The 25785-nt window shown below is 70.0% G+C and carries 19 protein-coding genes; 12 read left to right on the top strand and 7 right to left on the bottom strand.

What is annotated here, in order from left to right; all coding sequences use genetic code 11:
• Positions 1 to 78 precede the first annotated feature (78 nt).
• The 9 genes from FY549_RS03335 to FY549_RS03295 all read left to right on the top strand — a co-directional run bounded on the left by FY549_RS03335 (position 79) and on the right by FY549_RS03295 (position 10300).
• Positions 79 to 1326, top strand: a complete 1248-nt coding sequence (locus FY549_RS03335) for an ABC transporter substrate-binding protein (RefSeq protein WP_149083828.1) — start codon at positions 79 to 81, stop codon at positions 1324 to 1326.
• A gap of 8 nt (positions 1327 to 1334) precedes the next feature.
• Positions 1335 to 2288 carry a carbohydrate ABC transporter permease gene (locus tag FY549_RS03330; RefSeq protein WP_149083827.1) on the top strand — a complete coding sequence of 318 codons (954 nt, stop codon included), beginning with the start codon at positions 1335 to 1337 and terminating at the stop codon, positions 2286 to 2288.
• A complete protein-coding gene (locus FY549_RS03325; RefSeq protein WP_149083826.1) occupies positions 2285 to 3139 on the top strand; it encodes a carbohydrate ABC transporter permease in 855 nt (284 codons plus the stop codon). The genes FY549_RS03330 and FY549_RS03325 overlap by 4 nt, the downstream gene beginning before the upstream one ends.
• A gap of 41 nt (positions 3140 to 3180) precedes the next feature.
• Entirely contained in the window at positions 3181 to 4266 is a 1086-nt protein-coding gene (locus FY549_RS03320) for a mandelate racemase/muconate lactonizing enzyme family protein (RefSeq protein WP_149083825.1), read from the top strand.
• A gap of 14 nt (positions 4267 to 4280) precedes the next feature.
• Entirely contained in the window at positions 4281 to 5108 is an 828-nt protein-coding gene (locus tag FY549_RS03315; RefSeq protein WP_149083824.1) for an SDR family oxidoreductase, read from the top strand.
• A complete protein-coding gene (locus FY549_RS03310) occupies positions 5102 to 6013 on the top strand; it encodes a dihydrodipicolinate synthase family protein (protein WP_149083823.1) in 912 nt (303 codons plus the stop codon). Before FY549_RS03315 ends, FY549_RS03310 begins: the two co-directional genes overlap by 7 nt.
• A gap of 30 nt (positions 6014 to 6043) precedes the next feature.
• A complete protein-coding gene (locus tag FY549_RS03305; RefSeq protein ID WP_149083822.1) occupies positions 6044 to 7027 on the top strand; it encodes a LacI family DNA-binding transcriptional regulator in 984 nt (327 codons plus the stop codon).
• A gap of 124 nt (positions 7028 to 7151) precedes the next feature.
• Positions 7152 to 8669: an FGGY-family carbohydrate kinase gene (locus FY549_RS03300; protein WP_149083821.1), complete on the top strand. Its 1518-nt coding sequence runs from the start codon at positions 7152 to 7154 to the stop codon at positions 8667 to 8669.
• Positions 8666 to 10300 carry a fucose isomerase gene (locus FY549_RS03295; protein WP_149083820.1) on the top strand — a complete coding sequence of 545 codons (1635 nt, stop codon included), beginning with the start codon at positions 8666 to 8668 and terminating at the stop codon, positions 10298 to 10300. Before FY549_RS03300 ends, FY549_RS03295 begins: the two co-directional genes overlap by 4 nt.
• A 13-nt stretch (positions 10301 to 10313) precedes the next feature.
• Here the strand turns inward: FY549_RS03295 and FY549_RS03290 are convergent, their stop codons facing one another.
• Positions 10314 to 10592: a hypothetical protein gene (locus FY549_RS03290; RefSeq protein WP_149083819.1), complete on the bottom strand. Its 279-nt coding sequence runs from the start codon at positions 10590 to 10592 to the stop codon at positions 10314 to 10316.
• Positions 10593 to 10707: 115 nt separating this feature from the next.
• Complete coding sequence (locus FY549_RS03285) at positions 10708 to 12570, bottom strand: heavy metal translocating P-type ATPase (protein WP_149083818.1); 1863 nt, start codon at positions 12568 to 12570, stop codon at positions 10708 to 10710.
• A 133-nt stretch (positions 12571 to 12703) separates the two neighbouring features.
• Here FY549_RS03285 and FY549_RS03280 point away from each other — a divergent pair, with 133 nt between their 5' ends.
• Entirely contained in the window at positions 12704 to 13636 is a 933-nt protein-coding gene (locus tag FY549_RS03280; protein WP_200838821.1) for an endo-beta-N-acetylglucosaminidase H, read from the top strand.
• Position 13637: 1 nt separating this feature from the next.
• Here the strand turns inward: FY549_RS03280 and FY549_RS03275 are convergent, their stop codons facing one another.
• The 4 genes from FY549_RS03275 to FY549_RS03260 are packed head-to-tail and all read right to left on the bottom strand — an operon-like array spanning position 13638 to position 19985.
• Positions 13638 to 16832, bottom strand: a complete 3195-nt coding sequence (locus tag FY549_RS03275; protein ID WP_149083817.1) for a GH92 family glycosyl hydrolase — start codon at positions 16830 to 16832, stop codon at positions 13638 to 13640.
• Positions 16829 to 17761, bottom strand: a complete 933-nt coding sequence (locus tag FY549_RS03270; protein WP_149083816.1) for a carbohydrate ABC transporter permease — start codon at positions 17759 to 17761, stop codon at positions 16829 to 16831. The genes FY549_RS03275 and FY549_RS03270 overlap by 4 nt, the downstream gene beginning before the upstream one ends.
• The gene (locus FY549_RS03265; protein WP_187614914.1) at positions 17758 to 18645 is read right to left on the bottom strand and encodes a carbohydrate ABC transporter permease; all 888 of its coding nucleotides are present in this window, start codon (positions 18643 to 18645) and stop codon (positions 17758 to 17760) included. Before FY549_RS03265 ends, FY549_RS03270 begins: the two co-directional genes overlap by 4 nt.
• 41 nt (positions 18646 to 18686) lie before the next feature.
• Positions 18687 to 19985: an ABC transporter substrate-binding protein gene (locus FY549_RS03260; RefSeq protein WP_149083814.1), complete on the bottom strand. Its 1299-nt coding sequence runs from the start codon at positions 19983 to 19985 to the stop codon at positions 18687 to 18689.
• 182 nt (positions 19986 to 20167) lie between these two features.
• Here FY549_RS03260 and FY549_RS03255 point away from each other — a divergent pair, with 182 nt between their 5' ends.
• Positions 20168 to 21472 carry a glycoside hydrolase 5 family protein gene (locus tag FY549_RS03255; protein ID WP_149083813.1) on the top strand — a complete coding sequence of 435 codons (1305 nt, stop codon included), beginning with the start codon at positions 20168 to 20170 and terminating at the stop codon, positions 21470 to 21472.
• Positions 21473 to 21553: 81 nt separating this feature from the next.
• Here the strand turns inward: FY549_RS03255 and FY549_RS03250 are convergent, their stop codons facing one another.
• Positions 21554 to 22579, bottom strand: a complete 1026-nt coding sequence (locus FY549_RS03250) for a LacI family DNA-binding transcriptional regulator (protein WP_149083812.1) — start codon at positions 22577 to 22579, stop codon at positions 21554 to 21556.
• 134 nt (positions 22580 to 22713) lie between these two features.
• Between FY549_RS03250 and FY549_RS03245 the strand changes: the two genes are divergently transcribed.
• Positions 22714 to 25728, top strand: coding sequence for an alpha-mannosidase (locus tag FY549_RS03245; RefSeq protein ID WP_149083811.1), 3015 nt, complete (start codon positions 22714 to 22716; stop codon positions 25726 to 25728).
• Positions 25729 to 25785: the final 57 nt, after the last annotated feature.

Raw genomic sequence — 25785 nt, 5'->3', positions numbered from 1 at the left:
GCTTCGACGCGCGTCGCCACCCCCGTCTTGAAATCGATTTCGCACGACCCTCATCTGATCGACGAAGGAGTACGCATCATGAGATCCACCCGAATCCTCCCCGCCCTGGCCGCCCTCGGCGTCGTCGCCCTCGCCGCCGGCTGTGCCGGGAGCGCCCCGTCGGGCGAGGGCGACGATCCCGTCGAGATCACCTACTGGCTCTGGCAGGACGACGCGACCGACCCCACCTGGACGGAGCTCGCGGAGGAATTCAACGCCGCCCAGGACGACGTGAAGGTCGTGCTGGAGACGATCCCGCTCGACCAGTACCAAAACCAGCTCGTGTCCTCCGCGATGAACGGCACCGGTCCGGACGCCGCCCGCAGCAAGGACTGGTGGCTCGGGCAGTTCGCGCCGCAGGGAGCCATCGCCGACCTCACCTCGTACGTCGACGGTTGGGATGCCTCGGACGATGTGGTCGACTCCCTCTGGGCGACGGGACAGTTGCCCGGCGAGGACGCGGTGTACATGCTGCCGCACCAGTACACGACCCTCTACCTCTACTACCGCACCGACTACTTCGAGGAGCTCGGGCTCGAGGCGCCGCGCACGCAGCAGGACCTCCTCGACGCGGCGGCCGCCCTCACCGGCGATGGCCGCTACGGCATCGACGTCCGCGGCGGTGCGGGAGGACAGGACCAGTGGCTCGCGTGGATGTACGCCGGCGGCGCGTCGGTCGTCGACGACTCCGGTGAGGTCGTCCTGGACGACGCGAAGGGCGTCGCGGTGAACGACGACTACCTCCGCATCGTCACCGACCTGCAGGCGGCGCCCCCCGGATCGATCACGGCCGCCTTCGCCGATGTCAAGACGAACTTCGTCGAAGGCCTCACCGGCATGATGATCCACCACCCGGGTTCCCTGAAGGAGCTGCAGGGCGTCTTCGGCGACAAGCTCGGCGTCGTCCCGATTCCCACGGAGGACGGGAAGCCGGGCGCGACGCTCGGCAGCATGAGCGGCAACGTCATCCTCGAGGGCTCCGACAAGAAGGACGCGGCCTGGGAGTGGATCTCCTGGCTGAGCGAAGAGGCACAGATGGAGAAGATCTCCGCCTCGCCGCAGGGCCAGCTGCCCGTGCTCGAGTCGGTCATCGACACCGAGGCATACTCGTCCGACCCGCAGCTCGCGGTCGCGGTCGACGCGATCCCCACCGCCAAGACCTGGCCGGCGCTGGAGGGGGTGGCCGAACTCGCCGCCAAGGAGTGGAACCCGCTCATCCAGCAGGCGTTCCAGGGTGAGATCAGCAGCCAGGACGTGCTGACGAAGATGTCCGACGTGCTGCGCTGAGGACCGACATGGCAAGCTCCACCCTCACGGAAGCGGTCGTCACCGGCCGGCCGGCCCCGCGCCGGCCGGTGACCCGGCCGCGGCGACGCGCTCGCCGCGGCTCGGTCGCCCCCCTCGTCCTGCTCGCGCCGGCGATCGTGCTGGTCGCGGTCTTCGCCGGGTACCCGCTCGTCCGGTCGATCTGGTTCTCGTTCAACGACGTGAGCGTCTTCACCGGTGTGCTCGAGTTCGTCGGGTTCCAGAACTTCGCCAGTGTCATCGGCACGGCGGAGTTCCTGCCCACGCTCGGCCGCACAGCGTTCTGGACGTTCGGCGCGGTCTCCCTCCAGTTGATCGGCGGGCTGTCGCTCGCGCTCATGCTGAACAACCGCTTCCCCCTGCGCGGCGTCTACCGCGGACTCATCATGATCCCGTGGGCGACGCCCAGCGTCCTGGTGGCGCTGATGTGGAAGTGGATCCTCGACCCCAACAACGGCGTCCTCAACCAGTGGCTCCTGAACGCGGGCGTCATCGACGCGCCGATCGAGTTCCTGTCGCAGAACAGCACCGCGCTGCCGACACTGGTGATGATCGACGTCTGGCAGGGCATCCCGCTGTTCGCGATCATGATCCTCGCGGCGCTGCAGAGCGTGTCCGGCGAGCTGAAGGAATCCGCACAGATCGACGGGTGTGGCCCGGTCGGGGTGTTCCGTCACGTGGTCGTGCCCGCCATCCTCCCGACGATCCTCATCACGACGCTCCTGCGCCTGATCTGGACCTCGAACTACGTCGACCTCATCTTCATCCTCACCGGCGGCGGGCCCGGCACCTCCTCGACGACTCTGGCGCTGGAGTCGTACCTGACGACCTACAAGGCCAGCGACTTCGGCGCCGGCGCGGCGTACGCGGTCATCCAGGCCCTGTTCCTCGCCGTCTTCATCGCGCTCTATGTGCGCCTCACCCGGAAGGACACCACGCGATGAGTGCGACCACCGCCCCCGTCCGCTTCGGCCGTCTCGCGGGACGGACCGGTTTCACGATCGCGCTCCTCGGCGTGCTCGCGCTGGTGCTCGGGCCGTACATCGTGATGCTGCTGACGTCGCTCACGCCGCGGGACGAGCTCGCCGGCGCCGGAGCGAACCTCATCCCCTCCGAGTTCACGACCGCGTCCTACGCCGAGCTGCTGTCGACCACGCCGTTCCTGACCTATCTGCGGAACAGCCTCACCGTCGCCGCGATCGCCGTCCCGGTCACGCTCGTCGTCTCCACGGGCGCCGCGATCGCGATGTCGCGGTTCGACTTCCGCGGGCGCGGGGCCGTCATGATCGGACTGCTGCTCGCACAGATGTTCCCCGCCGTGCTGCTCGTGATCTCGCTCCAGGGGCAGCTGCGCGGCATGGGGCTGATGGACACCACCCTCGGTCTGGCGCTCGTGCACGCTGCGTTCGCCACCCCTTTCGCCACGTGGCTGCTCAAGGGATTCGCGGACTCCATTCCCCGCGAGATCGAGGAGGCGGGTCAGATCGACGGGGCCTCGTCGGCGCAGATCGTCCGCATCCTCCTGCTGCCCCTGCTGCGGCCGGGGATGGTCGCGGCCGGCACCTACGCGTTCATCCTCACCTGGAACGAGTTCCTCTACGCCCTCACGTTCACCTCGCAGACGGCGACCCGCACCCTGCCGGTCGGCCTGCACCTGTTCATCGGCGAGTACCAGATCCGCTGGGATCTGCTCACCGCCGGCGGCGTGCTCTCGGTGCTCCCCGTCGTCGTCGGCTTCCTCCTGGTGCAGAAGCGCCTCGTCGCCGGACTCGCCGCCGGCGCCGTCAAGGGCTGACGCCCCTCCGACCCCTCCTCTTCGTCCCGGAAGGACCCCGCATGAAAATCGAATCGATCGACCTCCAGCTCTCCCGCATCCCCCTCCCCAAGGGGCCGTGGGGAGACCAGATCCATCGGGTGACCCACATCGAGATCATCCTCGCCGACATCACCACCGACACCGGTCTGGTCGGCACCGGGTTCAGCCACACGTCCGGCGTCGGCGGCCAGATGATGATGGCGGCGCTGCGTGAGCTCATCCCCACGCTCATCGGCCGCGAGGTCAATCCGCGGGCGGTCTGGCAGCACTCCTGGCAGCACCTGCGCGACAACGGCCCCGGCGGGACCACCACGCTCGCGCTCGCCGCGATCGACGTGGCGCTGTGGGATCTGCTGGGGCTGCACTACCGGCAGCCGCTCGCGACGCTCCTCGGGCAGGTACGTGACCGGGTCGCGCTGTACGGCAGCGGCATCAACCTGAACCTGTCCGCGGAAGAGGTCGTCGAGCAGGTCAAGGAGTGGAAGGCCGACGGGTACGCCGCCGGGAAGGTCAAGGTCGGCAAGCCGGACCTCGAAGAGGACGTCTACCGGCTCACCAAGATCCGCGAAGCCGTGGGGGAGTACCCGCTCATGGTCGACGCCAACCAGGGATGGACCTACGGGGAGGCCGTCCGGGCGGTCACGCGCTTCCGCGACCTCAACCTCTACTGGGTGGAGGAGCCGCTGCGCGTGGACGACGTCGCCTCCCATGCTCGCCTCCGGGCCCGGTCGCCGATCCCGATCGGCCTCGGGGAGAACGTCTACACGCTCCAGCAGTTCAATCAGTACCTCCTCGCCGACGCCTGCGACTTCATCCAGGCCGACGTCGGGCGCGTGGGCGGGATCACGCCCTACATGGACATCGCCGCCCTCGGCCGGGCGTACAACGCCCCGATGACGCCGCACTTCGTGATGGAGCTCACGGCCAACGTGCTCTGCGCGGTGCCCAACGCCCTGTTCGGCGAGATGACGGACGGGGGCACGCTCAGCGACCTCGGCGTCATCGTGCCGCAGCGGCCGCAGAACGGGTTCTTCGTCCCGACCGGAGCGCCGGGGAACGGCCTGGAGTACGACCGCGAGAACCTCGCGCGGCACGCGGTGAGCTGAGAAAGGCGAACGACATGACGGACATCTTCGACCTCACCGACCGGATCATCCTGGTGACCGGCGGCCTCGGCCAGATCGGATCGGCCTTCGTCCGCGAGTTGCACGGGCGTGGTGGGCGGGTCGCCGTGGCATCGCGCACGGTCGACGCCGCGCGCCTGAAGGAGGCGTTCCCCGACCTCGCCGACAGCCCCCGTCTGCTCGGCGTCTCCCTGGACATCGTCTCGAAGGACAGCGTCGAGGCCGGCCTCGACGCGATCGTCGATGCGTGGGGCGCGGCGCCGGACGGAGTGATCAACAACGCGGGGCTGGACACACAGCCGAGCGCGCCCCCCGAGGTCTCCGGCCCGTTCGAGGACTTCCCCCTCGACGTCTTCCGCGAGGTGGTCGACGTGAACCTCGTCGGCACGTTCGTGGTGACGCAGGCCGCCGGGGCGCGGATGCGCGCCGCCGGCAAGCCGGGCTCGATCGTCAACGTCGGCTCCATCTACGGGATGGTGTCGCCGGTGCAGGACATCTACGCCTACAAGGAGGAGCAGACCGGGGTGCCGTTCGTGAAACCCGTCGCCTACTCCGCCGCGAAGTCGGGGCTGTACAACCTCACCCGGTACTGCGCGACGTACTGGGGCCGACAGGGCATCAGGGTCAACACCCTCACGCCGTCCGGCGTCGGCCGGGACACCCAGGACGCGACCTTCCAGCAGAACTACACCGCCCGCATCCCGATCGGACGCATGGCGGAGGCGACCGACTTCAACGGCGCGGCCGTCTTCCTGCTCTCCGACGCCTCGCGCTACATGACCGGATCGAACCTCGTCGTGGACGGGGGGTGGACCGCATGGTGACCACAGCGGCGGACCTCGGGGTGCTGATGGCCGCGATCGCCACCCCCTACGACGCAGAAGGGGCGGTCGACACCGGACTGCTCTCGGCGCTCGTCCGGGACTACGTCTCCCGCGGAGTCGAGGGGATCTACTGCTGCGGCTCGTCGGGGGAGGGGCTCCTTTTGTCGGCGGACGAGCGGACCGCGGTGGTCGAGACCGCGGTGAGCGCCGCGGAGGGGCGGGTCCCCGTCGTCGCGCACGTGGGGGCTCTGTCCACGAGGGAGGCCGTCGCGCTCGCGCGGCGGGCGGAGCAGGCCGGTGCGTCCGCCCTCTCGATGATTCCGCCGATCTACTACTCGTTCGGTATCGACGCCATCCTCGATCACTACCGGGCGGTGCTCGACGCCGTGGAGATTCCCCTCGTCGTCTACAACATCCCTCAGTTCACCGGGACGGAGTTCACGCTCGAGACGGCGGGAGAGCTGCTGAGCGACCCGCGCGTGATCGGGCTCAAACAGACCGCGCACAACATGTACGCCCTCGAGCGGATGAAGACGGCGTTCCCCGACAAGGCCTACATCAACGGCTTCGACGAGGTGTTCGTGCCCGCGCTCGCCGCGGGGGCCCGCGGCACCATCGGGACCACCGTGGGGCTGCAGGTGGAACTCTTCCGGGCGGCGCGCCACTTTCTCGACGCCGGTGACCTGGCCGCGGCCCAGCGCGTGCAGAGCCGGATCAACCACGTCGTCGCCGAACTCGTCGCCATCGATGTCTTCCCGGCGGCGAAGTACCTTTCCGGTCGCAGCGCCGGGGGTGCGGGCGCGCTGGGGGACTGCCGTCGTCCGTTCCGGCCGTTGTCGGACGAGGCGCGCACCCGGCTCGATGCCCTCGGTGGCACACTCGACCGATTCCTCGCGGAGGTGTGACCCGGCTGAAACCGGTTACAGTGGGTGCCCATGGCCACGATCTACGACGTCGCGCAGCGGGCGGGCGTCTCACCGGCCACGGTCTCCCGGGTCTTCAACGGAACGAGCGTGTCGGAGGAGAAGGCGGCTGCCGTGCGGGCGGCGGCGGAGGAGCTCCGCTTCACCCCCAACCGCACCGCGCGCACGCTGCGGACGCAGACCTCCGAGGTGATCGCGCTCGTGATCCCGGACATCGAGAACCCGTACTTCACGGAGATGGCGCGCGGCGTGGAGGACGCCGCGTCCGAGGCGGGCTTCTCCGTCGTGCTGTGCAATTCCGACGCACAGCTCGAGAAGGAGGCGACGTATCTTCGGATCGCGCTCGCCGAGAACATGTCGGGCGTCATCATCGCGACCGCTCATGAGCATTCGGATCTCGGAGCCGTCATGGCCGCCGGGCGGCCCGTCGTCGCGGTGGACCGGCACACCGCCTCCGACATCGACAGCGTGGTGATGGCGAACCGGGAGGCCGGCGCCGCAGCGACGCGGAGCCTGCTCGATGCCGGGTACCGGCGGATCGCGTACATCGGAGGGCCCGCGCACATCGACACCGCCATCGAGCGGGCGGAGGGCTGGCGGGAAGCGCTTGCGGCGGCCGACCCGGCTCGCGACCTCTCCTCCCTGCAGCGCTTCGCCACGTTCCGCGTCGACGGCGGGCGTGCCGCGATGGAGGAGCTGCTGGCGCTGTCGGACCCGCCGGACGCGGTGGTCGCCGGCAACAACCTCATCGGCGTCGGCGCGATCCAGGTCCTCACCGAGCGCGGCCTCACCCCGCCCGAACTCGGCGTCGCGGTGATCGGGTCGCTGCCTTTCACGACGCTGTCCCCGTCCGCCGTCACCGTCGTTCGGCTCCCGGCGAGGCACATGGGCGTGACGGCTGCGCGCATGCTGTTGGAGCGGATCAAGGGCGACGTGCAACCCGCGCGGACGGTCGTCCTCACCGGTGAGGTGCAGCGGGCAGCCTCGCGGGCGTGAGCCGTGCGGAACCACGGCGCGCGGACGGAATCGCACAGTGGGGGCCGTCGCCTTGCGTCTTGAAATCGATTTCGCGTAGCCTGATCCCAGGCCAGGACGGCCCGTCGGGATCGAAGGAGAGACCATGCGCTGCACTCTCGGGGTGGACGTCGGCACGTCCAGCAGCAAGGGCGTCCTCGTGGACCCCGACGGCGCGATCCTCGCGTCCGCGACGCGCGCGCACGATGTCTCCCGCCCGCGCTCCGGGTGGGTCGAGATGGACGGCCGCCTCTGGTGGGACGAGTTCGTCGACCTGACCAGGGAGCTCCTCGCGGCCGTCCCGGCTGCGGAGGTCAGCGGCGTCGGTGTGAGCGGCATGGGCCCCTGCATCCTGCTCGCCGACGAGGACGACGAGCCCGTGCGACCCGCGATCCTCTATGGCGTCGACACCCGCGCCACGGTGCAGATCGAGCGCATGACGGCGGAACTCGGCGGCGCCGAGATCACTCGCGTGGGGGGATCGACGCTGACCTCGCAGGCCGGGGGGCCCAAGATCGCCTGGGTCGCCGAAGAGGATCCGGAGGCCTGGCAGCGCGCGCGGCGACTCTACATGCCGGCCTCCTGGCTCGCCCGCAAGCTCACCGGCGCCTACGTCCTCGACCACCAGTCGGCCAGCCAGGTCTCGCCGCTGTACGACATCGAGGCCGAGCGGTGGCACGAGCCGTGGTGGCAGCGATTCGCCGCGACGATCGAGCAGCCGCCGTTGCGCTGGGCGGGGGACGTCGCGGGAGCGGTGACCGCCGCCGCGGCGGATCTGACCGGTCTTGCCGAGGGGACCCCGGTCATCGCGGGCACGATCGACGCCTGGACCGAGGCGGTGAGTGTCGGCGCCCACGAGGTCGGCGACCTCATGCTGATGTACGGCACGACGATGTTCCTCGTCGCGACCGGGGACGAGACGCTGCGCACACCGTCCATGTGGACGACGGCCGGCGCCTTCGCTGGGACACGCAACCTCGCCGGCGGCCTGTCCACATCCGGAGCGCTCACCGCGTGGCTGAAGGAGTTGTCCGGCGCCGACTATCCCGCGCTGCTGGCCGAGGCCGAGGAGTCGGGGCCGGGTGCGAACGGCCTCCTGATGCTGCCGTACTTCGCCGGGGAGCGCACGCCCATCCAGGATCCCGATGCTCGCGGCGTCATCGCCGGACTCACGCTGGCGCACACGCGCGGCGATCTCTACCGGGCGGCCCTCGAGGCCACGGCGCTGGGCGTGCGGCACAACGTGGAAACCATGCGGGCCGCCGGCGCCGACATCCGCCGGATCGTGGCGGTCGGGGGAGGCACGCAGGGACGGCTGTGGCTGCAGATCGTCTCGGACATCACCGGCCTCGTGCAGGAGGTACCGCAGACGACGATCGGCGCGAGCTACGGGGCGGCCTTCCTCGCGGCGACCGCCACCGCCGAGTCGGGTGCCGCACCCGCGATCACCGACTGGAACCCCGTCGCGTACACAGTCCGTCCGGACGACGCGCTGCGCCCCTTCGCCGACACCCTGTTCGACCGCTACGTGCGGCTGTACGAGGGTTCGAAGGACGTCGTCCATGAACTCGCCGTCACCCAGCGCGGCGGATCCCCGACCACCTCGAGCACGGAGAACCCATGACCGCCTACACCCTCCCCACCCCGGCATCCCGTCCGGCCGCCGCGCCGAAGACCGCCTACCTGATCGCGTCCGGAGACCTGCGTGAGTCGGCGAACACGGCCGGCTGGCCGACGCAGGTCGAGCTCGAGGCCGGAGTCACCGGCGTGCTGAACGACCTCGGCTGGACGGTCATCCGCGCCAACGAGGTCGACCCGGAGACGGGCCACGGGTTCATCTCGAGCCAGCGGATGGGCCTTGAGGTCTTCCGGAACATCCCCGTCGATGCGCCGCTCATCGTCGCCGAGGCCGTCTGGCAGTACTCGCACCACGTGCTCGCGGGGCTCCGCACGCACAAGGGCCCCATCCTCACGGTCGCGAACTTCGCCGGCGACTGGCCCGGCCTCGTCGGGCTGCTCGGCCTCAACGCCGGCCTGACGAAGATGGACAAGCCGTACGCCACGATCTGGTCCGTCGACTTCACGGACGAGTGGTTCCGCGACGGCATCCGGGAGTGGACCGAGACCGGTGCCATCACCCATGACGACTCCCACGTCCGTCCCCTCCCCGCGCTGCCCGACAGCCCGGAGAAGCAGCTCGGGGAGGCCCTCGCCGCGGAGATCCTCGCGGAGAAGGCCATCATCGGGGTCTTCGACGAGGGCTGCATGGGCATGTACAACGCGATCTTCGACGACGAGCTCCTCAACAAGACCGGTATCTACAAGGAGCGCCTGTCGCAGTCGGCGCTCTATGCCGAGATGCTGAACGTGACCGAGCCGGAGGCCGATGCCGCGTACGACTGGCTGGTCGAGCGGGGGATGACGTTCCGCTACGGCGAGGATGCCGCGACCGAGCTCACCCGCGAGCAGGTGCAGTGGCAGCTCAAGATGTACATCGCCGCGCTGCGCATCGCCGACGACTTCGGCCTCGACGCCGTCGGCATCCAGTACCAGCAGGGCCTGAAGGACCTCGTGCCAGCCTCCGACCTCGCCGAAGGGATCCTGAACTCGACCGACCGCCCGCCCGTCACCTCGCGTGACGGCTCTCGCGTGCTGCACGAGGGACGTGCGTTCCCCCACTTCAACGAGGCCGACGAGGGCGTCGCAGTGGACGCCCTCGTGACGGACCGGGTGTGGCGCGCGATGGGCCTCGTCCCCGACAACACCCTGCACGACGTGCGCTGGGGCGAGGACTACGACGGACAGTTCGTGTGGGTGTACGAGATCTCCGGCTCCGTACCGGCCTCGCACCTCGGTGGTTGGCAGAACGCGGAGGGCTGGCGCCAGGGGCACGTGTTCTTCCCCGCGGGCGGTGCCACGATCAACGGCGTCTCGAAGCCCGGCGAGGTCGTGCTCTCCCGGGTGTTCATCGCCGACGGCGTCCTGCAGGCGGACATCTTCCGCGCGTCCGTCGTCGAGCTGCCGGCGGAGGAGACGCAGCGACGGAAGGATGCCACGAACCCCGAGTGGCCGATCGCCCACGTGGTGCTGCACGGGATCACCCGCGACCAGTTCATGGCACGGCACAAGGCGAACCACGCGCAGCTCGTCTATGCGCCGGACGCCGAGACCGCGGACAAGGCGCTGATCGCGAAGGCCGCGATGTTCGACGGGATGGGTATCAAGGTCAACCTCGTCGGCGACGTCGCGATCTGACGCCGCGGGGTCTTCACGGCGAGCGCCAGAATCGCGTCGCGAGGTTCGTGAGCTCCCTGTCGAGATCGTCGACCTTCGTCTCGATCCGTCCCAGCCGGGCGTCGAGGCCGTCGATCCGTGCGGAGAGGGTGCTGTCGATGCGGTCGATCCGTGCGGAGAGGGTTCCGTCGATGCGGTCCACCTCCGCACGGATCACGCGGCTGAGCTGCGACGTCATGAGCGTCATGCCGCCGAGCATCACGGCGGCGAAGACGCCGATCAGAGTCCATACCTGCGGGTCGTCCAAGGTCATGCCTCCAGTCTGAGTCCGGGGTCTCAGGCTGTCACGGTATTCCGCAGCGGCAGGACCGTGAACACGGGACCTGTGGACGGGAGAAGCGGAACCGCACGCGGTGCAGGAACGGCCCTCAGCCGGACGGGCGCAGGTCGCTCGGCGGGCCGCTCAGCGCGCGGAGGGCGTAGAGGATCGTCGCGAGGTCGACGAGCTCCTGCACCAGTGCGCCGACCACCGCGGGGATGACGCCGGTCATCGCGACGACCATCAGTCCGACGCTCAGGCCGATCCCGATCCAGATCGCGGTCAAGGCCACGCGCAGGGTGTGGCGTCCGATCGAGACGGCGTCCACGACCTTCGCGAGCGAGTCGACGAGGATGACGATGTCGGCGGCGTCCCCGGCGGCCGTCGCGCCCTTCGCGCCCATCGCGATGCCGATGTCGGCCGCCGCGAGCACCGGGGCGTCGTTCACCCCGTCGCCGACCATGAGCACGGGCCGCGGATGCATCTCGGCGGCCAGGCGCACCTTCTCGGGTGGCAGGAGCTCGGCGTGGATCTCGTCGATCCCGACCTGGCGGCCGATCGACGCCGCGGTGGTCTCCACATCACCGGTCAGCATCGCGAGCCGGTCGACCTCGTGCAGCCGCAGCCAGGAGATCACGGCGGGCGCCTCGGGACGGGCGGCATCGGCGAGGACGAGGACCCCCGCGAACCGGCCGTCCACGGCCACGTAGGCGGCGGCCTGCCCCGGCGCGAGTTCCGCCCGCGCGGTGTCGGGGGCGAGGGAGGCCACGTACGCCGGTTTGCCCACCACGACCGTGCGACCGCCGATCGTCGCGGAGACGCCGTTCGTCGCGGTCTCGCTCGCTTCCGTCGCCGCGTGGAGGGTCAGGCCCCGGGCGGCGGCCGCCCGGCGGATGCCCTCGGCGAGCACGTGCGAGGAGTACTGCTCGGCCGAGGCGGCGAGCCGGAGGATACCGTCCGCGTCGAAACCGTCGGCGGGGCGGACGTCGACCAGTTCCGGCCGCCCCTGGGTGAGCGTCCCTGTCTTGTCGAACGCAGCGGAGCGCACGCGGGCGATCTCCTCGATCACCGCACCGCTCTTCATGATGACACCGGACTTCGCGGCCCGGGAGAGACCGCCGAGAAAGGCGACGGGGGCGGCGATCAGCAACGGGCACGGCGTGGCCAGCACGAGCACCTCGGCGAACCGTGTGGCGTCGCCGGAGAGCGCCCATGCGGTACCGGCGAGCACGAGCGCGACGGCGGTGAACGGGATCGCGAAGCGGTCGGCGAGGCGGACGATGGGCGCGTGCGAGGCCTCCGCTCCGGCGACCAGGGCGACGATCTGCTGGTACTGGCTGTCGGCCCCCGTGCGCACCGCGCGGAGGCGCACGGCCCGGCTGCCGTTGATTGCCCCGGACGGCACCTCGTCGCCGGAACCGCGTGCGACGGGAAGGCTCTCTCCGGTCAGCGACGATTCGTCGAAGGACGCGCTGCCCGTGAGGAGAGTCCCGTCCACCGGGACGATCTCCGCCGGGCGCACGAGCAGGACATCGCCGACCTCCACGTCGTCGACGGGCACCTCCGTCGCCGCGTCCGAGTCCGCATCGTCGGGATGGGTGAGCACGTGCGCGGTGCGCGGCGAGCGGTCGAGGAGGGCCGAGAGGTCGCGCTTCGCCCGGCGGCCGGCGAAGTCCTCCAGCGCCTCTCCGCCCGAGAGCATCAGCACGATGATGAGCGCCGCGATGTACTCGCCCACCGCAAGCGTCGCCACCATGGCCACGACGGCGAGGATGTCGAGTCCGACGTGGCCCCGGAGCACGTCGCGCACCATGCCGATGAGCGTCCACACCACAACGGCGGCCACGTACACCGTCGCGACCCACCGCCCGATCGCCTCCTCGCCGGCGGCGTGCAGCACACCCACCGCGACGAACGCGACGACCGTCAGCGTGATGACGGGGTACCGCCAGAGGAGTCGGAAGGCGCGCATGCGTCCAGCATCGTCGCTATCGGTGCGTGCCGCCAGCAGCTCTTCCCGCCTCTCTGCTTAAGCGATATAGTCGGCCGCGAGCCGCGACGCCGCGGCGCGATCTCGACAACGACGCCGAAGGAGTAGACCTGACATGAGTAACTCACCCGCACGATCCTCCCGCCTACGACGGGGTCTCGCTGCCGTCGCGGTGCTCGCCGCGGCGGGAGCTGCCGCACTCACCGCCTCCGCCGCGGCCGTCGCCGACGTCGAGGCCGTCGAGCCGAAGCTGGCGGTCTACGTGGAAGTCAACTCGAACGATTTAGCGAACGTGGCGGACTACACGCTCGCCGAGTCCGGCCGTCCCGCCGTCGATCTGGCCATGATCTTCGCCGCCAACATCAACTACGACGGCGAGAAGGCGGTCCTCCATCTCAACGAGCGCGTCACCGAGACGCTGCAGGATGCGGAGAACCAGATCCGCCCGCTGCAGGCCCAGGGCACCAAGGTCCTCCTGTCGGTGCTGGGGAACCATCAGGGCGCGGGTTTCGCGAACTTCACCTCCTACGCAGACGCCGACGCCTTCGCCGCGCAACTCGCCGACACCGTGACCGCATACGGCCTCGACGGCATCGACTTCGACGACGAGTGGAGCAACTACGGGGCGAACGGCACGCCGCAGCCGAACGCGCAGTCCTTCGGTTGGCTGGCCTCGGCGCTGCGCGATCGTCTCGGGCCGGACAAGCTCATCACGCTGTATGCGATCGGCCCGTCCTACACGACGACGGACTTCGGTCTGTTCGACGCCGGCAGCGTGCTCGATCACGCGTGGAACCCGTACTACCCGACCTACGACGCGCCCACGGTGCCGGGTCTGGAGGATCGTGGTCGCCTCGGCGCCGCGGCCATCGATCTCGCGAACACGAACGCCACGACGGCCGCGGACTTCGCCCGCCGCACGGTGGCGGACGGGTACGGCGTCTACGTCGCGTACAACCTCACCGCGACGAATCAGTCGGCCTATCTCTCCGAGATCACCCAGGCGCTGAAGGGGGAGGCGACCCTGTACCGGGCGGCGTCGCACTGAGTCAGCTCAGATCGAAGAGCTCGATCTGACGCAGCGTGACCTCGGCCTCCGCCCGCACGCGGATGGCCGAGGTCACGACCCGCGTCTCCAGGGTGAACGGCGTCGTACGGTCGGGCACCAGGTCTTCACGGTGCGTCGTGGACAGCGGCTGCCATCGCCCCTCAGGGCCCTCCGCCTCCCAGCGCAGCACCCGTGCCCCCGCGCCCTCGCGGCTCGTGAGGGTGACGTCGGTGACCGCGCGGGGCGCGGGGAACCGCCACCCCGCCCAGGCCCCCGGCAGCAGACGGACGCCCTCATCGCCGTCCGGAGCGCCGTCGTCGAACAGCCGCGATGCCTCGTGGGTATCGGGGGAGGCGACAGCCCGCCCCGCTTCGCCCGTGAGGTCACGGTGCCACGGTTCCCCGTCGAGCGCGTCTTCCCCTGTCTCCAGTGCCCGCGCCGGGTCGGTGCCGAACACGAGGTCGAGCACGGCGTCGCCGCGGAGTGCGTCGATGGGCAGATCGGCGGTGGGGAGAGGGCGTCTGTCCAGCCGTGCCTCCTGCAGGACGTGCGCTGCGGCGCTGCTCCGTCGCGAGCGGATCCGCAGCGAGGAACCGTCGCCGCGCGCGATGCGGATGTCGTCCGAGAGGGGCGATCCGATCCGCAGCGTCCCCGAGGCCAGTTCGAGGGGATACAGGCCGAGCGCCGCCCAGAGCCACCAGGCGCTCATCTCGCCGTTGTCCTCGTCGCCGGGAAAGCCCTGGCCGATGTGGCCGCCCGCGAACAGGCGGCGTGCGAGACCGTGTACGAGGCCCGCGCCGTGCCACGGCCGGTCGGTGAAGGCGTACATGAACGGGATGTGGTGCGCCGGCTGATTCGACAGTGCGCACATGCCGGATCGTTGGGCGCGGGCTTCGCGCTGCTCGTGGATGACCGTGCCGTAGGCTCCGCCGAAGCGTTCGTCGGCGGTCTCGGGTTCCCCGAAGAGGGCGTCCAGGTGCCGACCGAGGCCTGCACGGCCGCCGTGGAGTGCGGCGAGTCCCGGTCCGTCATGGACCGTGCCGACCGACATCCCCCACGCGTTCGTCTCCACGTTGTCGCCGCCCCAGACCCGGGGGTCGAAGTCCGACGCGAGGGAGCCGTCCGCCGAGCGACCGCGGAAGAACCCGGACGCCGGGTCGAACAGTGCTCGTACGGACCGGGACCGATTCGAGAAGTACCGCGCGAACGCCCGATATCTCGCCGCGGCATCCGGCACGGTCGTCGCGAGCTGTGCGGCGAATCGGCCGAGGGCGGCGTCGCTCACCGCGTTCTCGATGCTCCAGCTCATCCCCTCCGGCACGTCCGACGGGATGAACCCGAGGAAGCGCCCGCGGCCGATGCCCTTGCGTCCCCGCCGCGGATCCGGTCCCGGTTCGCACGCATGGCGCCAGCCGCTCTCGAACGCCGCCTCCCGGTCGAACGCCACACCCCATCGGGCAGCGTCGGCGAAGATCTGATCGCTCGACGTCCCGACCATGCTGTCGACGTACCCGGGGGCGCTCCACCGCGCCATCCAGCCCCCGCGGCGGTACTGTGCGAGCTGTCCGTCCAGCAGACGTCCGGTCAGGGCGGGGTCGAGAAGCGCGAGGGCCGGCCACTCGGTCCGGTACGTGTCCCAGTAGCCGTTGTTGACGACGAGCTCGCCGTCCGCCGCCGGCGCCCCCGTCGCGGTCTCCCCGAACCTCGTCCGCGGGGCGAAGACATCCGCGAACCGCCACTCCGGCGCCACGGCAGTGCCCGCATTCTCCGCGGCCGTGTTCGGGTACAGGTGCATGCGGTGGAGCGCCGCGGCGATCCGGGAGCGCTGTTCGTCGTCGGCCAGGGCGCGGAACGGGAGCTCAGCCTCGGGGAGCGGAGGGATCGTCACCCGTCCGAGCAGCCGGTTCCATGCCGTCGCAGCGCGGTCGCGGAGCTCGTCGAAGGAGACGGCGGGCGGCGCTTCGAGACCGAGGCTGTGCCGGGCCTGTGCGACGGAGAGGAACGAGACCCCGATCCGCACCTCGATCGCGCCTGCACCGAGGATGAAGCCGGCGACCCGGGACCGCTCGTGGTCGGCCAGCGTGCCGCGGGAGATCTCCGTCTCGCTCTGCACCGTTCCGGCGAAGTAGCAACGGGGCGCGTTCCCCCAGTCCTCAGGTCCCTCCGGGATCCAGCCCTCGAACCCGGAGTCGGTGAAGGTGAGGAGGCCGTCGCCGGCGAGCTGATCGATGACGAATCCGACCGAGGCCGTGTCATCGGCGCGCACGCGGAATGCGGCGGCATGCGAGGTCGCGGTCATCTCGACGCGCAGACCGTCGCCGAGGTCGGCGGAGTACTCGTGCGGGCGTGCGCGCTCGCTTCCCGGGCGGATCCAGCGGCGCCGGGTCTCCCGGTCCGCCGCCGGCATCCCGAGGAACGGCATGAGCTGCAGGACCGACCGATCGCCGATCCACGGGCTGGGCTGGTGCGAGAACTGCAGGGCTTCGAGGCGCCGCCCCTGCGGGTCGTCGTGCACGAACGGCCGGTATGGCCAGCGCGCGTCCGTCGCATCGGTCGCGGGTGTGACGAACGTGAACCCGTGGGGCACAGCGACGGCGGGAATCGTGTTCCCGCGAGAGAAGCGGGGGCCGGAGTGTGAGCCGCGTCGGGTGTCGACGCGCTCGACGGGCGGGAGGTCAGCGGGGGCCGTGTGCTCCGCGACGAGGGCCTGCACGAAGCCGGTGACGACGGTGCGCGCGCCGGGGGCCGCCGCGAGCCCGGGCGTCCCGAGGACGAGCTCGACCGTGGCCGGGCCGGAGCCGAGGGGCGCGAGGGCGACGGTGTCGGCGTTCCACTGCTCCGGCATGCTCCACCGGGCGGCGAACTGCTCTTCGGCCCCGAGGGGGAAGTCGTAACGGTCGCGGACGGCGGCGATGTCGCTCAGCCTGCTGCCGTCCGCGCCGCGCACGTCCACGGTGACCGCGAGAGCGGCATGCGGAGCGAGGGTGGCCCCTGGCCCGTCCGCGTAGAAAGCCCAGTGCAGGACCGTGTCCGGGGTGAGCGCGATGTCGTCGAGACCGGGGAGGTCGATCCGCTGCTCTCCGCGGGACGGGTCGAACGTGAAGGCGAACACGGGGCTCGGGAGCACGCCGGCGTGCGGGCGGGACGAGGGGGGATCCGCGGGACCGGCGGCCGGGCGGAGCAGCGGCCGGCTCACCCCTTCAGGGCGCCCTCCTGCACGCCCTTGAAGAAGAAGCGTTGCGTGAACGAGAACATGATGACGATCGGCACCAGCGCGATCATCGTGCCGGCGGCGATGAGCCGGGGGTCGACGGAGAAGCTGCTGTTGAGATAGGCCATGCCGACGGTCAGCGTGTACTTCGCCGGGTCCGAGAGCACGATGAGCGGCCAGAGGTAGTCGTCCCACGCGCCGATGAAGGCGAAGATCGCCACCACGGAGACCATGCCGCGGATATTCGGCCACACGATGTGCCGGATACGCTGCCACGTGGTCGCGCCGTCGACGGTCGCCGCGTCGAGCACGTCCTTCGGGATCATCCGGCAGGCCGTCGCGACGAGCAGCACGTTCATCGCGCTGATCGCACCGGGAAGGAAGACGCCCCACAGACTGTCGGCGAGGCCCAGAGCGCGGATGGTGAGGAAGTTGCTGGTCACGGTGACCTCACCGGGGAACAGCAGCGTGGACAGCAGGATGCCCATGACGATCCACTTGCCGCGGAAGCGCATGCAGCCCAGGGCGTAACCGGCGAACGTGGCGAGGATCACGTTGCTCAGCACGGTGCCCAGGGAGACGAGCAGCGAGTGCCACGCGTAGAGGTACACGGGGACGATGTCGGCGACGGTGGCGTAGTTCTGCAACGTCGGGTCGCGGGGGATGAGTTCGGGCGGGAACGAGTAGATATTCTCCTGCGGTCCCTTGAACGAGGTGGAGAGCTGCCAGACGAAGGGCCCGATCACGAGGAAGAGCACGAAGAGCAACAGGGCGTAGCGCCCGATCAGTCCGCCGAGCGTCGGCTTGCTGAAGTCGCCCGAGCCGCGGCGGCGGAAGATGCGCTCGCGGGTGTGTCGCGGCGTCTCCTCCGTGGGCGGCGTGCTCTCCACCGGGGGCGTCGTCAGAGTCGTCATGCGGAGACCTTCGCCTTCTTCTCGCGGTTCATGAACGCGATCGCCGCCAGCGGCACGAGCGTCAGGAGGAACAGCGCCACGCTGATCGCGGACGCGTAGCCGATGTTGCCGTTCAACCCGGACCCGACCTGACGGATCAGCATCACGAGCGACATGTCGTAGCCTCCGGGGCCGCCCGTGCTCTTCGACAGCACGTCGAGCTCGGCGAACACCCGCATGGCGGATACCGCGATGAGCACGGCGATGAGCAGCATCGCCCCACGCACCGAGGGGATCGTCACCGACAGGAAGCGGCGGAAGGAGCTCGCGCCGTCGAGCATGGCCGCCTCGTGCAGCTCCTTGCCGACGTTCCCCAGAGCCGCGAGGTACACGACCATGTAGTAGCCGAGGCCTTTCCACACGGTCAGCAGGATCGCGCAGCCGAGCAGCAGCCAGCGGTCGACGAGGAAGGCCATCGGCTGATCGATGAGTCCGAGGAATTCGAGCGTCTGGTTGATGATGCCGCGACTGTCGAACAGCCACGTCCAGATGAGGGCGACCACGACCACGGAGGCGATCACGGGGAAGTAGAAGGTGGTGCGGAAGAACGCGATCCCCGGGAGCTTCTTCTGCACGAGGAGGGCGAGGAGCAGGGGGAGGATCGTGAGCAGCGGCACGCACACGACCACGTAGATGAGGCAGGTGGTGAGCGCGTTCCAGAACATCTCATCGCCGAACATGCGCTCGTAGTTCGCGCCGCCGACGAACTCCGGGGTCCGCAGCGGGCGGGCATCCGTGAAGCTGAGGACGACGGTGTTCAGGAACGGCCAGAGCGCGAACACCAGCACCCAGATCACGGCGGGGGCGAGGAGCAGCCACGGGGTGAACCACTTGTGGGATCTCATCGTCGACCTCCGCTGCCGGGTGCCGGTGTCCGCGCGCATGCTCACTGGTCCACGCGGTTCGCGTTGGCGTACTCGACGATCTTGTCGAGCTGCGTCTTGGCGTCGGCCTCGCCGTTCACGGCCAGCGCGATCTGCTGGGTCATGTACGTCGCCATGTCCGAGGTCCACTGGAACGGCAGCGCCTTGGCGTCCTTCATCGCGCCGAACACGGTATCGATCGCGGCGAGCTGCTTCTCGTCCGTGACCGAGGAGGCGATGTTCTCGACGACCTGGTCGCCGCCGTCGGCCGTGCCTGGCGCGGTGCCGACCGCGAGGGAGGAGAACGCGACCTGGTTCTCCTCGTTCGTCGCGAACTCGGCGAAAGCGAGGGCCGCTTCCTTGTTGTCGGAGTCGGCGGAGACGTTGAGGCCCTGCACGTAGAGCGGGGCGACACCGAGGCGCGGGGTGGCTACGGTGTTCTCCAGCAGTGCCGGGGCGTCCTTCTGGAGGTCGGTCGTGAAGCCGGTGCCGCCGGTGGTGAAGGCGACCTTCTCCTGGATGTACGCCTCCGCGTTCCCGCCGTAGTCGCCGGTCAGCGCCTCCGCCGGCATCGCGCCCGCGGCGTAGGCGTCCGCATACTGCTCGATGATCGCGGCGGCCTCGTCCGTGTTGAAGTCGAACTCGCCCTCATCGTTGATGACCTCCATGCCGGCCGCGGTGAAGGTGTCGAGCGCCGGGATCGAGGAGAGGAGCTGGACCTTGCCGCCGGACTCGGTGGCGACATCCTTGGCCAGGGTGAGCAATTCGTCGACCGTGGTCGGCAGGTTCTCCTCCGTGACGCCATAGGGCGCGAGCTGGGCCAGGTTCCACCAGGACGCGTCGCTGGACAGGTACCAGGGCAGACCGTAGGTGCCCTCGACGCCGGGATACTGGCTGTAGGCGTCCCACGCGCCGGCGTTGTACGCGGACTTCAGGTCGGGGTCGGCGGCGTCGAGGTCGACGAGCTTCCCGGCGGCGACGAGCGGGTACGCGATGTCCGGCGGGAGATTGAGCACGTCGGGCAGGGTGTCGGCGTTCGCCTGGCTCAGGATCTTCTCCTGGTAGCCGTCGCCGGGCTGGTCGAGCCACTCGACGGTGACGTCCGGGTGCTCCTCCTCGAACGCCGCGATGAGGTCTTCGAAGTAGGGCGTGAACTTCTCGTTCTTCAGCGACCAGGTCTGGAACTGGATGGTTCCGCTGAGCTCGCCGGACGTGTCGATGGGGCCGGCGTCGTCGGAGGCGGCGCCTCCCGTGCAGCTCACGAGCGCCAAGGCGCCGATCGTGAAGGTTGCCAGAGCGACAATGCGTGCGGGAACTTTCATCGTGCTTCTTCCTCGAGGCGGGCGAATCGGCGCGGTCCGACGACGGGACTACAACGCTTTAGCAGATGAAACCATCGGATCCGTCCGGTGTCAAGACGCACGCTGTCGGTGGTGGCGCTCAAGCGTTATAGTGATGCGACATGTCCTCGTGGGAGGGCACGGTCCGAAAGGTGCGAACACACATGACGCAGCGCGGCGCTCTCGATGCCCCTCTCCGTTTCGGGGCGAACTACACGCCGTCGAAGGAGTGGATGCACTCCTGGCTCGACTTCACACCGGATGACGTGCGCCGCGACTTCGCCGCGCTCGCCGCGCTCGGCCTCGACCACGTGCGCGTCTTCCCGCTGTGGACCGTCCTGCAGCCCAACCGCACCCTCATCCGGTCGAAGGCGATCGACGACGTGCGCACCATGGTCGACCTCGCCGCCGAGTTCGGGATGGACGCGAGCGTCGACGTCATCCAGGGGCACCTGTCGAGCTTCGACTTCGTCCCCTCCTGGCTGTCCACGTGGCACGACAGGAACATGTTCACCGACCCGAACGCCCTGGACGGTCAGGTGAAGCTCGTGGAGCGGCTGGCCGGCGCGCTGCGGGACGCCCCGAACTTCCTCGGGCTCACGCTCGGCAACGAGACGAACCAGTTCTCCGCGCAGACGCACCCGTCGCCGTGGCCCGTCACGTCGGATGAGGCCGGAGCCTGGATCGAGGCGCTGCTCGCGGCCGCCGAGCAGGCCGCGCCGGGGCTGCCGCACGTGCACAGCGAGTACGACGCCGTCTGGTACATGGACGGCCACGGGTTCACGCCGACCCACGCGTCGCGGCTGGGGGCGATGACGACCATCCACTCCTGGATCTTCAACGGCACGGCGCAGCGCTACGGAGGGCGCTCGGTCGCCTCCGACCGGCACGCGGAGTACCTCATCGAGCTCTCCCGCGCGTTCGCGGCCGATCCCGGCCGCCCCATCTGGCTGCAGGAGGTCGGCGCCCCCTCGAACTGCCTCGACGAGGCCGAGATGCCCGGCTTCCTCGAGGCGACGCTGCGGTCGTCGCTGCGCACCGAGAACCTCTGGGGCGTGACCTGGTGGTGTTCGCACGACGTGAGCCGCGAACTCGGCGATTTCCCGGAGCTGGAGTACTCCCTCGGGCTCATCGACCAGGACGGGGCGGCGAAGCCGCTCGGCCGTCGGTTCGCGGAACTCATCCCCGAACTGCGCGCCCGCACCGCCGCTCCGGACCGTCCCACGGCGATCGTGGTGGACGTCGACGAGCGCGAGGTGCCGGTGAGCCGTGCCGCGCTGAGTCCCGGCGGAGCGGTCTTCCAGGCGTGGGTCGACGCCTGCGCGGCGGGCGACGATCCCGCGCTGGTGACCTCCCGCACGGCTCAGGACCCCGCGGCGCTGGCGGCGCGCGGCATCCACCGCCTCATCCACCCCGATCTCTCGGCTTCGGGCGTCGAGCGCTACGCCTCCGTCAACACCGTCGTCTGATTTCGCCGAGACCCCGGGTCGTCGTCGAGACCCCGGGGTGCGCGCGGCGATAGCCCGGGGTGTGGGCGGGGAGGCGGGGGCTCAGCGGGGTGGTGGCGCCGTGCTCTCGCGAGCGGTGAGCACGGGGGTCGGGCCCTCGACGCTCGGCAGCGTAGCGCCGGCCTCGATCTGCTGCAGAAGGAGCGTGGCGGCCTGCTCGCCGAGCTCGAACGTGTCGCGGGTCATCGCGGTGATCGAGGGGTTGATGAGACCCGCGATGACGGAGTCGTCGAACGACGCCAGGGAGACGTCGCGCGGCACCGCCCTGCCCATCTCCTGGGCCACACGAAGGCCGGCGACCGCCATCACGTCGTTGTCGTAGACGATCGCGGTGGGACGCTGCCGGCCGGAGAGCTGAGCGCGCGTCACGGCGGAGGCCCGGGCGGGGGAGAAGTCGGTCGTGATGACCTCGCCGTCGATGCCGTCCGCCGCCATCCGCTCCAGCACCTCGGCGCGCAGTCGGGTGTGCTCCAGTTCGGCCGGGCCCGCGACGTAGGCGATGCGCGTGTGACCGAGGGCTGCGAGGTAGGAGAAGAGGGTCTCCGCGACGGTGTCGTCCCCGATCCACACGCTGGGAACCGCCCCCTCCGGGGACGGGCGGGAGCCGATCATCACCGCGCGGGCGTCCAGGGCGGTGATGCGCTCGCCGCGCGGGTCGTCGTCACGCGGGTCGATGAGGATGATGCCGTCGACCTGATTCGACGAACGCCACTGCCGATGCACCTCCATCTCCTCGTCGATGTCGGCGACGAGGCGGAGCTGCAGCCCGACCTTGCTCTCGGAGAGCCGGGACTCGATGCCGGCGATGAGGTCGGTGAAGAAGGCCTCGGACCCGAGGGAGCGCGCCGGGCGGGCGAGGGCGAACCCCACCGCGTTGGCCCGGGCGCCGACGAGGGCACGGGCGGCAGAGCTCGGCTGCCAGTGGTTCTCCTCGATGATCGACAGGATGCGCTGCCGCGTCTCCTCGCTCACGCCGGGGCGACCGTTGAGAGCGAACGAGACGGCGCCGGGGGAGACGCCCGCCATGCGCGCGATGTCCGCGATCGTCACGCGTTTCCCCGGGGCCATAGGCATCACCCTACTTGATCGGTTTAGCCTCTCGAAAGCAACGGAGACGGTACCGTAGACTCCCGTGCTAGATCGTTTTAGTAACCGCACGCATCGAACCCAGTCCCTCACCGTCGAGCCCGGAGAACCCCACCATGCATGACGACACCTCGCTCACCGTCGGCCGCGTCAAGCGGGTCCTCGAAGAGCGCATCCGCCCGGCGATCCACTCGGCCGCGGTGCCCCTCACGGTCGAGGCGCACCAGCTCCCCGGAGAGCCCATCGCCCCGGCGGAGGGCCTGGCGCTCTCCTTCGCCCCGGCCGCGGTCGGCGAGCTGTGGGGCCCGGCCTGGGGGACCACATGGTTCAAGCTCACCGGTCGGGTGCCGGCGGAATGGGCTGGCCGCCGGGTCGAGGCGCTGATCGACCTGGGCTTCGACGTGAACATGACGGGGTTCCAGTGCGAGGCGCTCGCGTACCGCCCCGACGGCACGCCGATCAAGAGCATCAACCCGCGCAACCAGTGGGTGCCGATCGCCGAGACCGCCGCGGGCGACGAGCTCGTCGAGCTGTACCTGGAGGGCGCGTCCAATCCCGTCCTCCTCGACTACCACCCCTTCCTGCCGACGCAGGAGGGCGACATCCTCACCTCCTCGAAGGAGCCGCTGTACCGGCTGCGGCGCCTCGACCTCGCGGTGTTCGAACCCGAGGTGTTCGACCTGTCCCTCGACCTCGAGGTGCTGTTCGAACTGCAGGCGGAACTTCCCGTGACGTCGCCACGCCGCATGCGCATCCTGCAGGCCCTGGACGACGCGCTGGACGTGCTCGACCTGCAGCACATCGTGGAGACCGCCGGCGACGCGCGGGCCCGGCTCGCGGATGTCCTCGCGGCGCCGGCCGAGGCCAGTGCGCACCGGATCTCGGCGGTGGGCCACGCCCACATCGACTCGGCCTGGCTGTGGCCGGTGCGCGAGACGATTCGCAAGGTCGCGCGCACGACCTCCTCCATGACCACGCTCATCGAGGAGCAGCCCGACTTCCAGTACGGCATGTCGAGCGCGCAGCAGTACGCCTGGATCAAGGAGCACCGCCCCGAGGTGTGGGAGCGGGTCAAGGCCGCCGTCGCCGCGGGGCGCTTCCTGCCTCTCGGCGGCATGTGGGTGGAGTCCGACACCGTGATGCCGACGGGCGAGTCGCTCGTGCGGCAGTTCTCGCACGGGCAGCGGTTCTTCGAGAGGGAGTTCGGCATCCGGTCGAAGGGCGTCTGGCTGCCGGACAGCTTCGGCTACTCGCCGGCCCTCCCGCAGCTCATGCGCCGCGCCGGGTTCGAGTGGTTCTTCACGCAGAAGATCTCCTGGAACCAGCAGAACGTGTTCCCGCACCACTCCTTCCTCTGGGAGGGCATCGACGGCTCGCAGGTGTTCACGCACTTCCCGTCGATGGACACCTATAACTCGCAGCTGAGCGGCATGGAGGTCGCGAAGGCCTCGCGCCAGTTCAAGGAGAACCGCCTCAGCTCGCGGTCCATCGCCCCGGTCGGCTGGGGTGACGGCGGCGGCGGCACGACGCGCGAGATGACGGGCAAGGCTGAGCGCCTGCGCGACCTCGAGGGCAGCGCACAGGTCGTGTGGGAGCACCCCGACGTGTTCTTCGACGCCGCCAAGGCCGAGCTGCCGAACCCCGCGGTCTGGGTCGGCGAGCTCTACCTCGAACTGCACCGCGGCACGCTCACCAGTCAGCACGCGACGAAGGCGCTGCACCGCTGGGCCGAGCACGCGCTGGTGGAGGCGGAGCTGTGGGCGGCCACCGACGCCGTGCGCACCGGCGCCGCCTACCCGTACGCCGAGCTCGACCGACTCTGGCAGGCCGTGCTGCTGCACGAGTTCCACGACATCCTGCCCGGCACCTCGATCGCGTGGGTGCACCGCGAGGCCGTCTCCGTGCTGTCCGACGTGCTGTCGGATGCACGCGACATCGCCGACGCCGCGCGTCGGTCGCTCGCCGGTGAGGGCGACCGAGAGCTGCGGTTCGAGCCGACCTCGGTGGGTCGGGGGCGGCCGCTCGGTGCCTCGTGGGTCCCGGAGCCCGTCGAAGAGCCGGTCTCGCTCACCGAGGACTCTTCGGCAGGCTCGGCGATTTCGCCGGGGTGGCGCCTGGAGAACGATCTCGTCTCGGTGCTGGTGTCCGCCGAGGGGCTGATCGTCTCCGCCGTCGACAAGGCCACCGGCCGCGATGCCGTCGCTCCGGGCGCGGCGGCGAACCTGTTCCAGTTGCATCAGGACTTCCCGAACATGTGGGACGCGTGGGACATCGACCGGTACTACCGCAACAGCGTGAGCGACCTCACCGCGGTCTCGTCGATCGAGGCGTCTGTCGTGAACGGTGTCGCGCAGATCGTCGTCGTGCGACCGTTCTCCGAATCGACGATCACGCAGACGATCCTCCTCGCCCCGGGCTCGCGCACCGTGCACCTCCGCAACGAGGTCGACTGGCACGAGACCGAGAAGCTGCTCAAGCTCGCCTTCCCGCTCGACATCCAGGCGTCGCACACCGAAGCCGAGACGCAGTTCGGCTACCAGGCGCGCGTCACCCACACGAACACGAGCTGGGAGGCGGCGAAGTTCGAGACGTCGATGCACCGCTTCGTGCTGGTGCGAGAGCAGGACTTCGGCGCGGCCCTCGTGAACGACTCGATCTACGGATACGACACGACGCGCGAGGTCGGCGAGGACGGGGTCACCACGACCGTGCGACTCTCCCTGCTGCGGGCGCCGCGGTTCCCCGACCCGGACACGGACCACGGGCTGCACGAGATCGAGGTCGGCTTCGTGATCGGCGCTGACGCCGCGATCGCGACCGCCGAGGGTATCCGCCTCAACAGCATCCCCACGGTGATCCGCGGGGCGCGCGAGGTCGAGCCGCTGGTGGAGGTGTCGGGCGAGGGGATCGTCGTCTCCGCGGTGAAGCTTGCCGACGACGGCTCCGGTGACGTCATCGTGCGGGTGTACGAGGCGCTCGGGCGCCGGGCGGTCGGCGAGCTGTCGGTCGGTTTCGACCACCGTGAGGTGCGCGAGGCGAGCCTGATCGAGGACGACATCGAGGCGCCCCGTCTCGGGTGCGGGCTCCACCTCCGCCCCTTCGAGGTCCGCACCCTCCGCATCGCACGCTGAGCCCCCGGCCTCCTGGCGCCCGGCGCTCCGTGCCGGATGAGAAACGCGCCCCCCCAA

This window comes from Microbacterium sp. 1S1 (assembly GCF_008271365.1).
GTDB lineage: Bacteria > Actinomycetota > Actinomycetes > Actinomycetales > Microbacteriaceae > Microbacterium.
The sequence above is the reverse complement of the archived record's forward strand: the minus strand, read 5'-3'. Positions and strand labels throughout refer to the sequence as shown.

Bases quoted from the DNA above. Each gene is read 5' to 3' on its own strand.
- FY549_RS03335 (WP_149083828.1), top strand. From the start codon at position 79: ATGAGATCCACCCGAATCCTCCCCGCCCTGGCCGCCCTCGGCGTCGTC.
- FY549_RS03330 (WP_149083827.1), top strand. From the start codon at position 1,335: ATGGCAAGCTCCACCCTCACGGAAGCGGTCGTCACCGGCCGGCCGGCC.
- FY549_RS03325 (WP_149083826.1), top strand. From the start codon at position 2,285: ATGAGTGCGACCACCGCCCCCGTCCGCTTCGGCCGTCTCGCGGGACGG.
- FY549_RS03320 (WP_149083825.1), top strand. From the start codon at position 3,181: ATGAAAATCGAATCGATCGACCTCCAGCTCTCCCGCATCCCCCTCCCC.
- FY549_RS03315 (WP_149083824.1), top strand. From the start codon at position 4,281: ATGACGGACATCTTCGACCTCACCGACCGGATCATCCTGGTGACCGGC.
- FY549_RS03310 (WP_149083823.1), top strand. From the start codon at position 5,102: ATGGTGACCACAGCGGCGGACCTCGGGGTGCTGATGGCCGCGATCGCC.
- FY549_RS03305 (WP_149083822.1), top strand. From the start codon at position 6,044: ATGGCCACGATCTACGACGTCGCGCAGCGGGCGGGCGTCTCACCGGCC.
- FY549_RS03300 (WP_149083821.1), top strand. From the start codon at position 7,152: ATGCGCTGCACTCTCGGGGTGGACGTCGGCACGTCCAGCAGCAAGGGC.
- FY549_RS03295 (WP_149083820.1), top strand. From the start codon at position 8,666: ATGACCGCCTACACCCTCCCCACCCCGGCATCCCGTCCGGCCGCCGCG.
- FY549_RS03290 (WP_149083819.1), bottom strand. From the start codon at position 10,592: ATGACCTTGGACGACCCGCAGGTATGGACTCTGATCGGCGTCTTCGCC.
- FY549_RS03285 (WP_149083818.1), bottom strand. From the start codon at position 12,570: ATGCGCGCCTTCCGACTCCTCTGGCGGTACCCCGTCATCACGCTGACG.
- FY549_RS03280 (WP_200838821.1), top strand. From the start codon at position 12,704: ATGAGTAACTCACCCGCACGATCCTCCCGCCTACGACGGGGTCTCGCT.
- FY549_RS03270 (WP_149083816.1), bottom strand. From the start codon at position 17,761: ATGACGACTCTGACGACGCCCCCGGTGGAGAGCACGCCGCCCACGGAG.
- FY549_RS03265 (WP_187614914.1), bottom strand. From the start codon at position 18,645: ATGAGATCCCACAAGTGGTTCACCCCGTGGCTGCTCCTCGCCCCCGCC.
- FY549_RS03260 (WP_149083814.1), bottom strand. From the start codon at position 19,985: ATGAAAGTTCCCGCACGCATTGTCGCTCTGGCAACCTTCACGATCGGC.
- FY549_RS03255 (WP_149083813.1), top strand. From the start codon at position 20,168: ATGACGCAGCGCGGCGCTCTCGATGCCCCTCTCCGTTTCGGGGCGAAC.
- FY549_RS03250 (WP_149083812.1), bottom strand. From the start codon at position 22,579: ATGGCCCCGGGGAAACGCGTGACGATCGCGGACATCGCGCGCATGGCG.
- FY549_RS03245 (WP_149083811.1), top strand. From the start codon at position 22,714: ATGCATGACGACACCTCGCTCACCGTCGGCCGCGTCAAGCGGGTCCTC.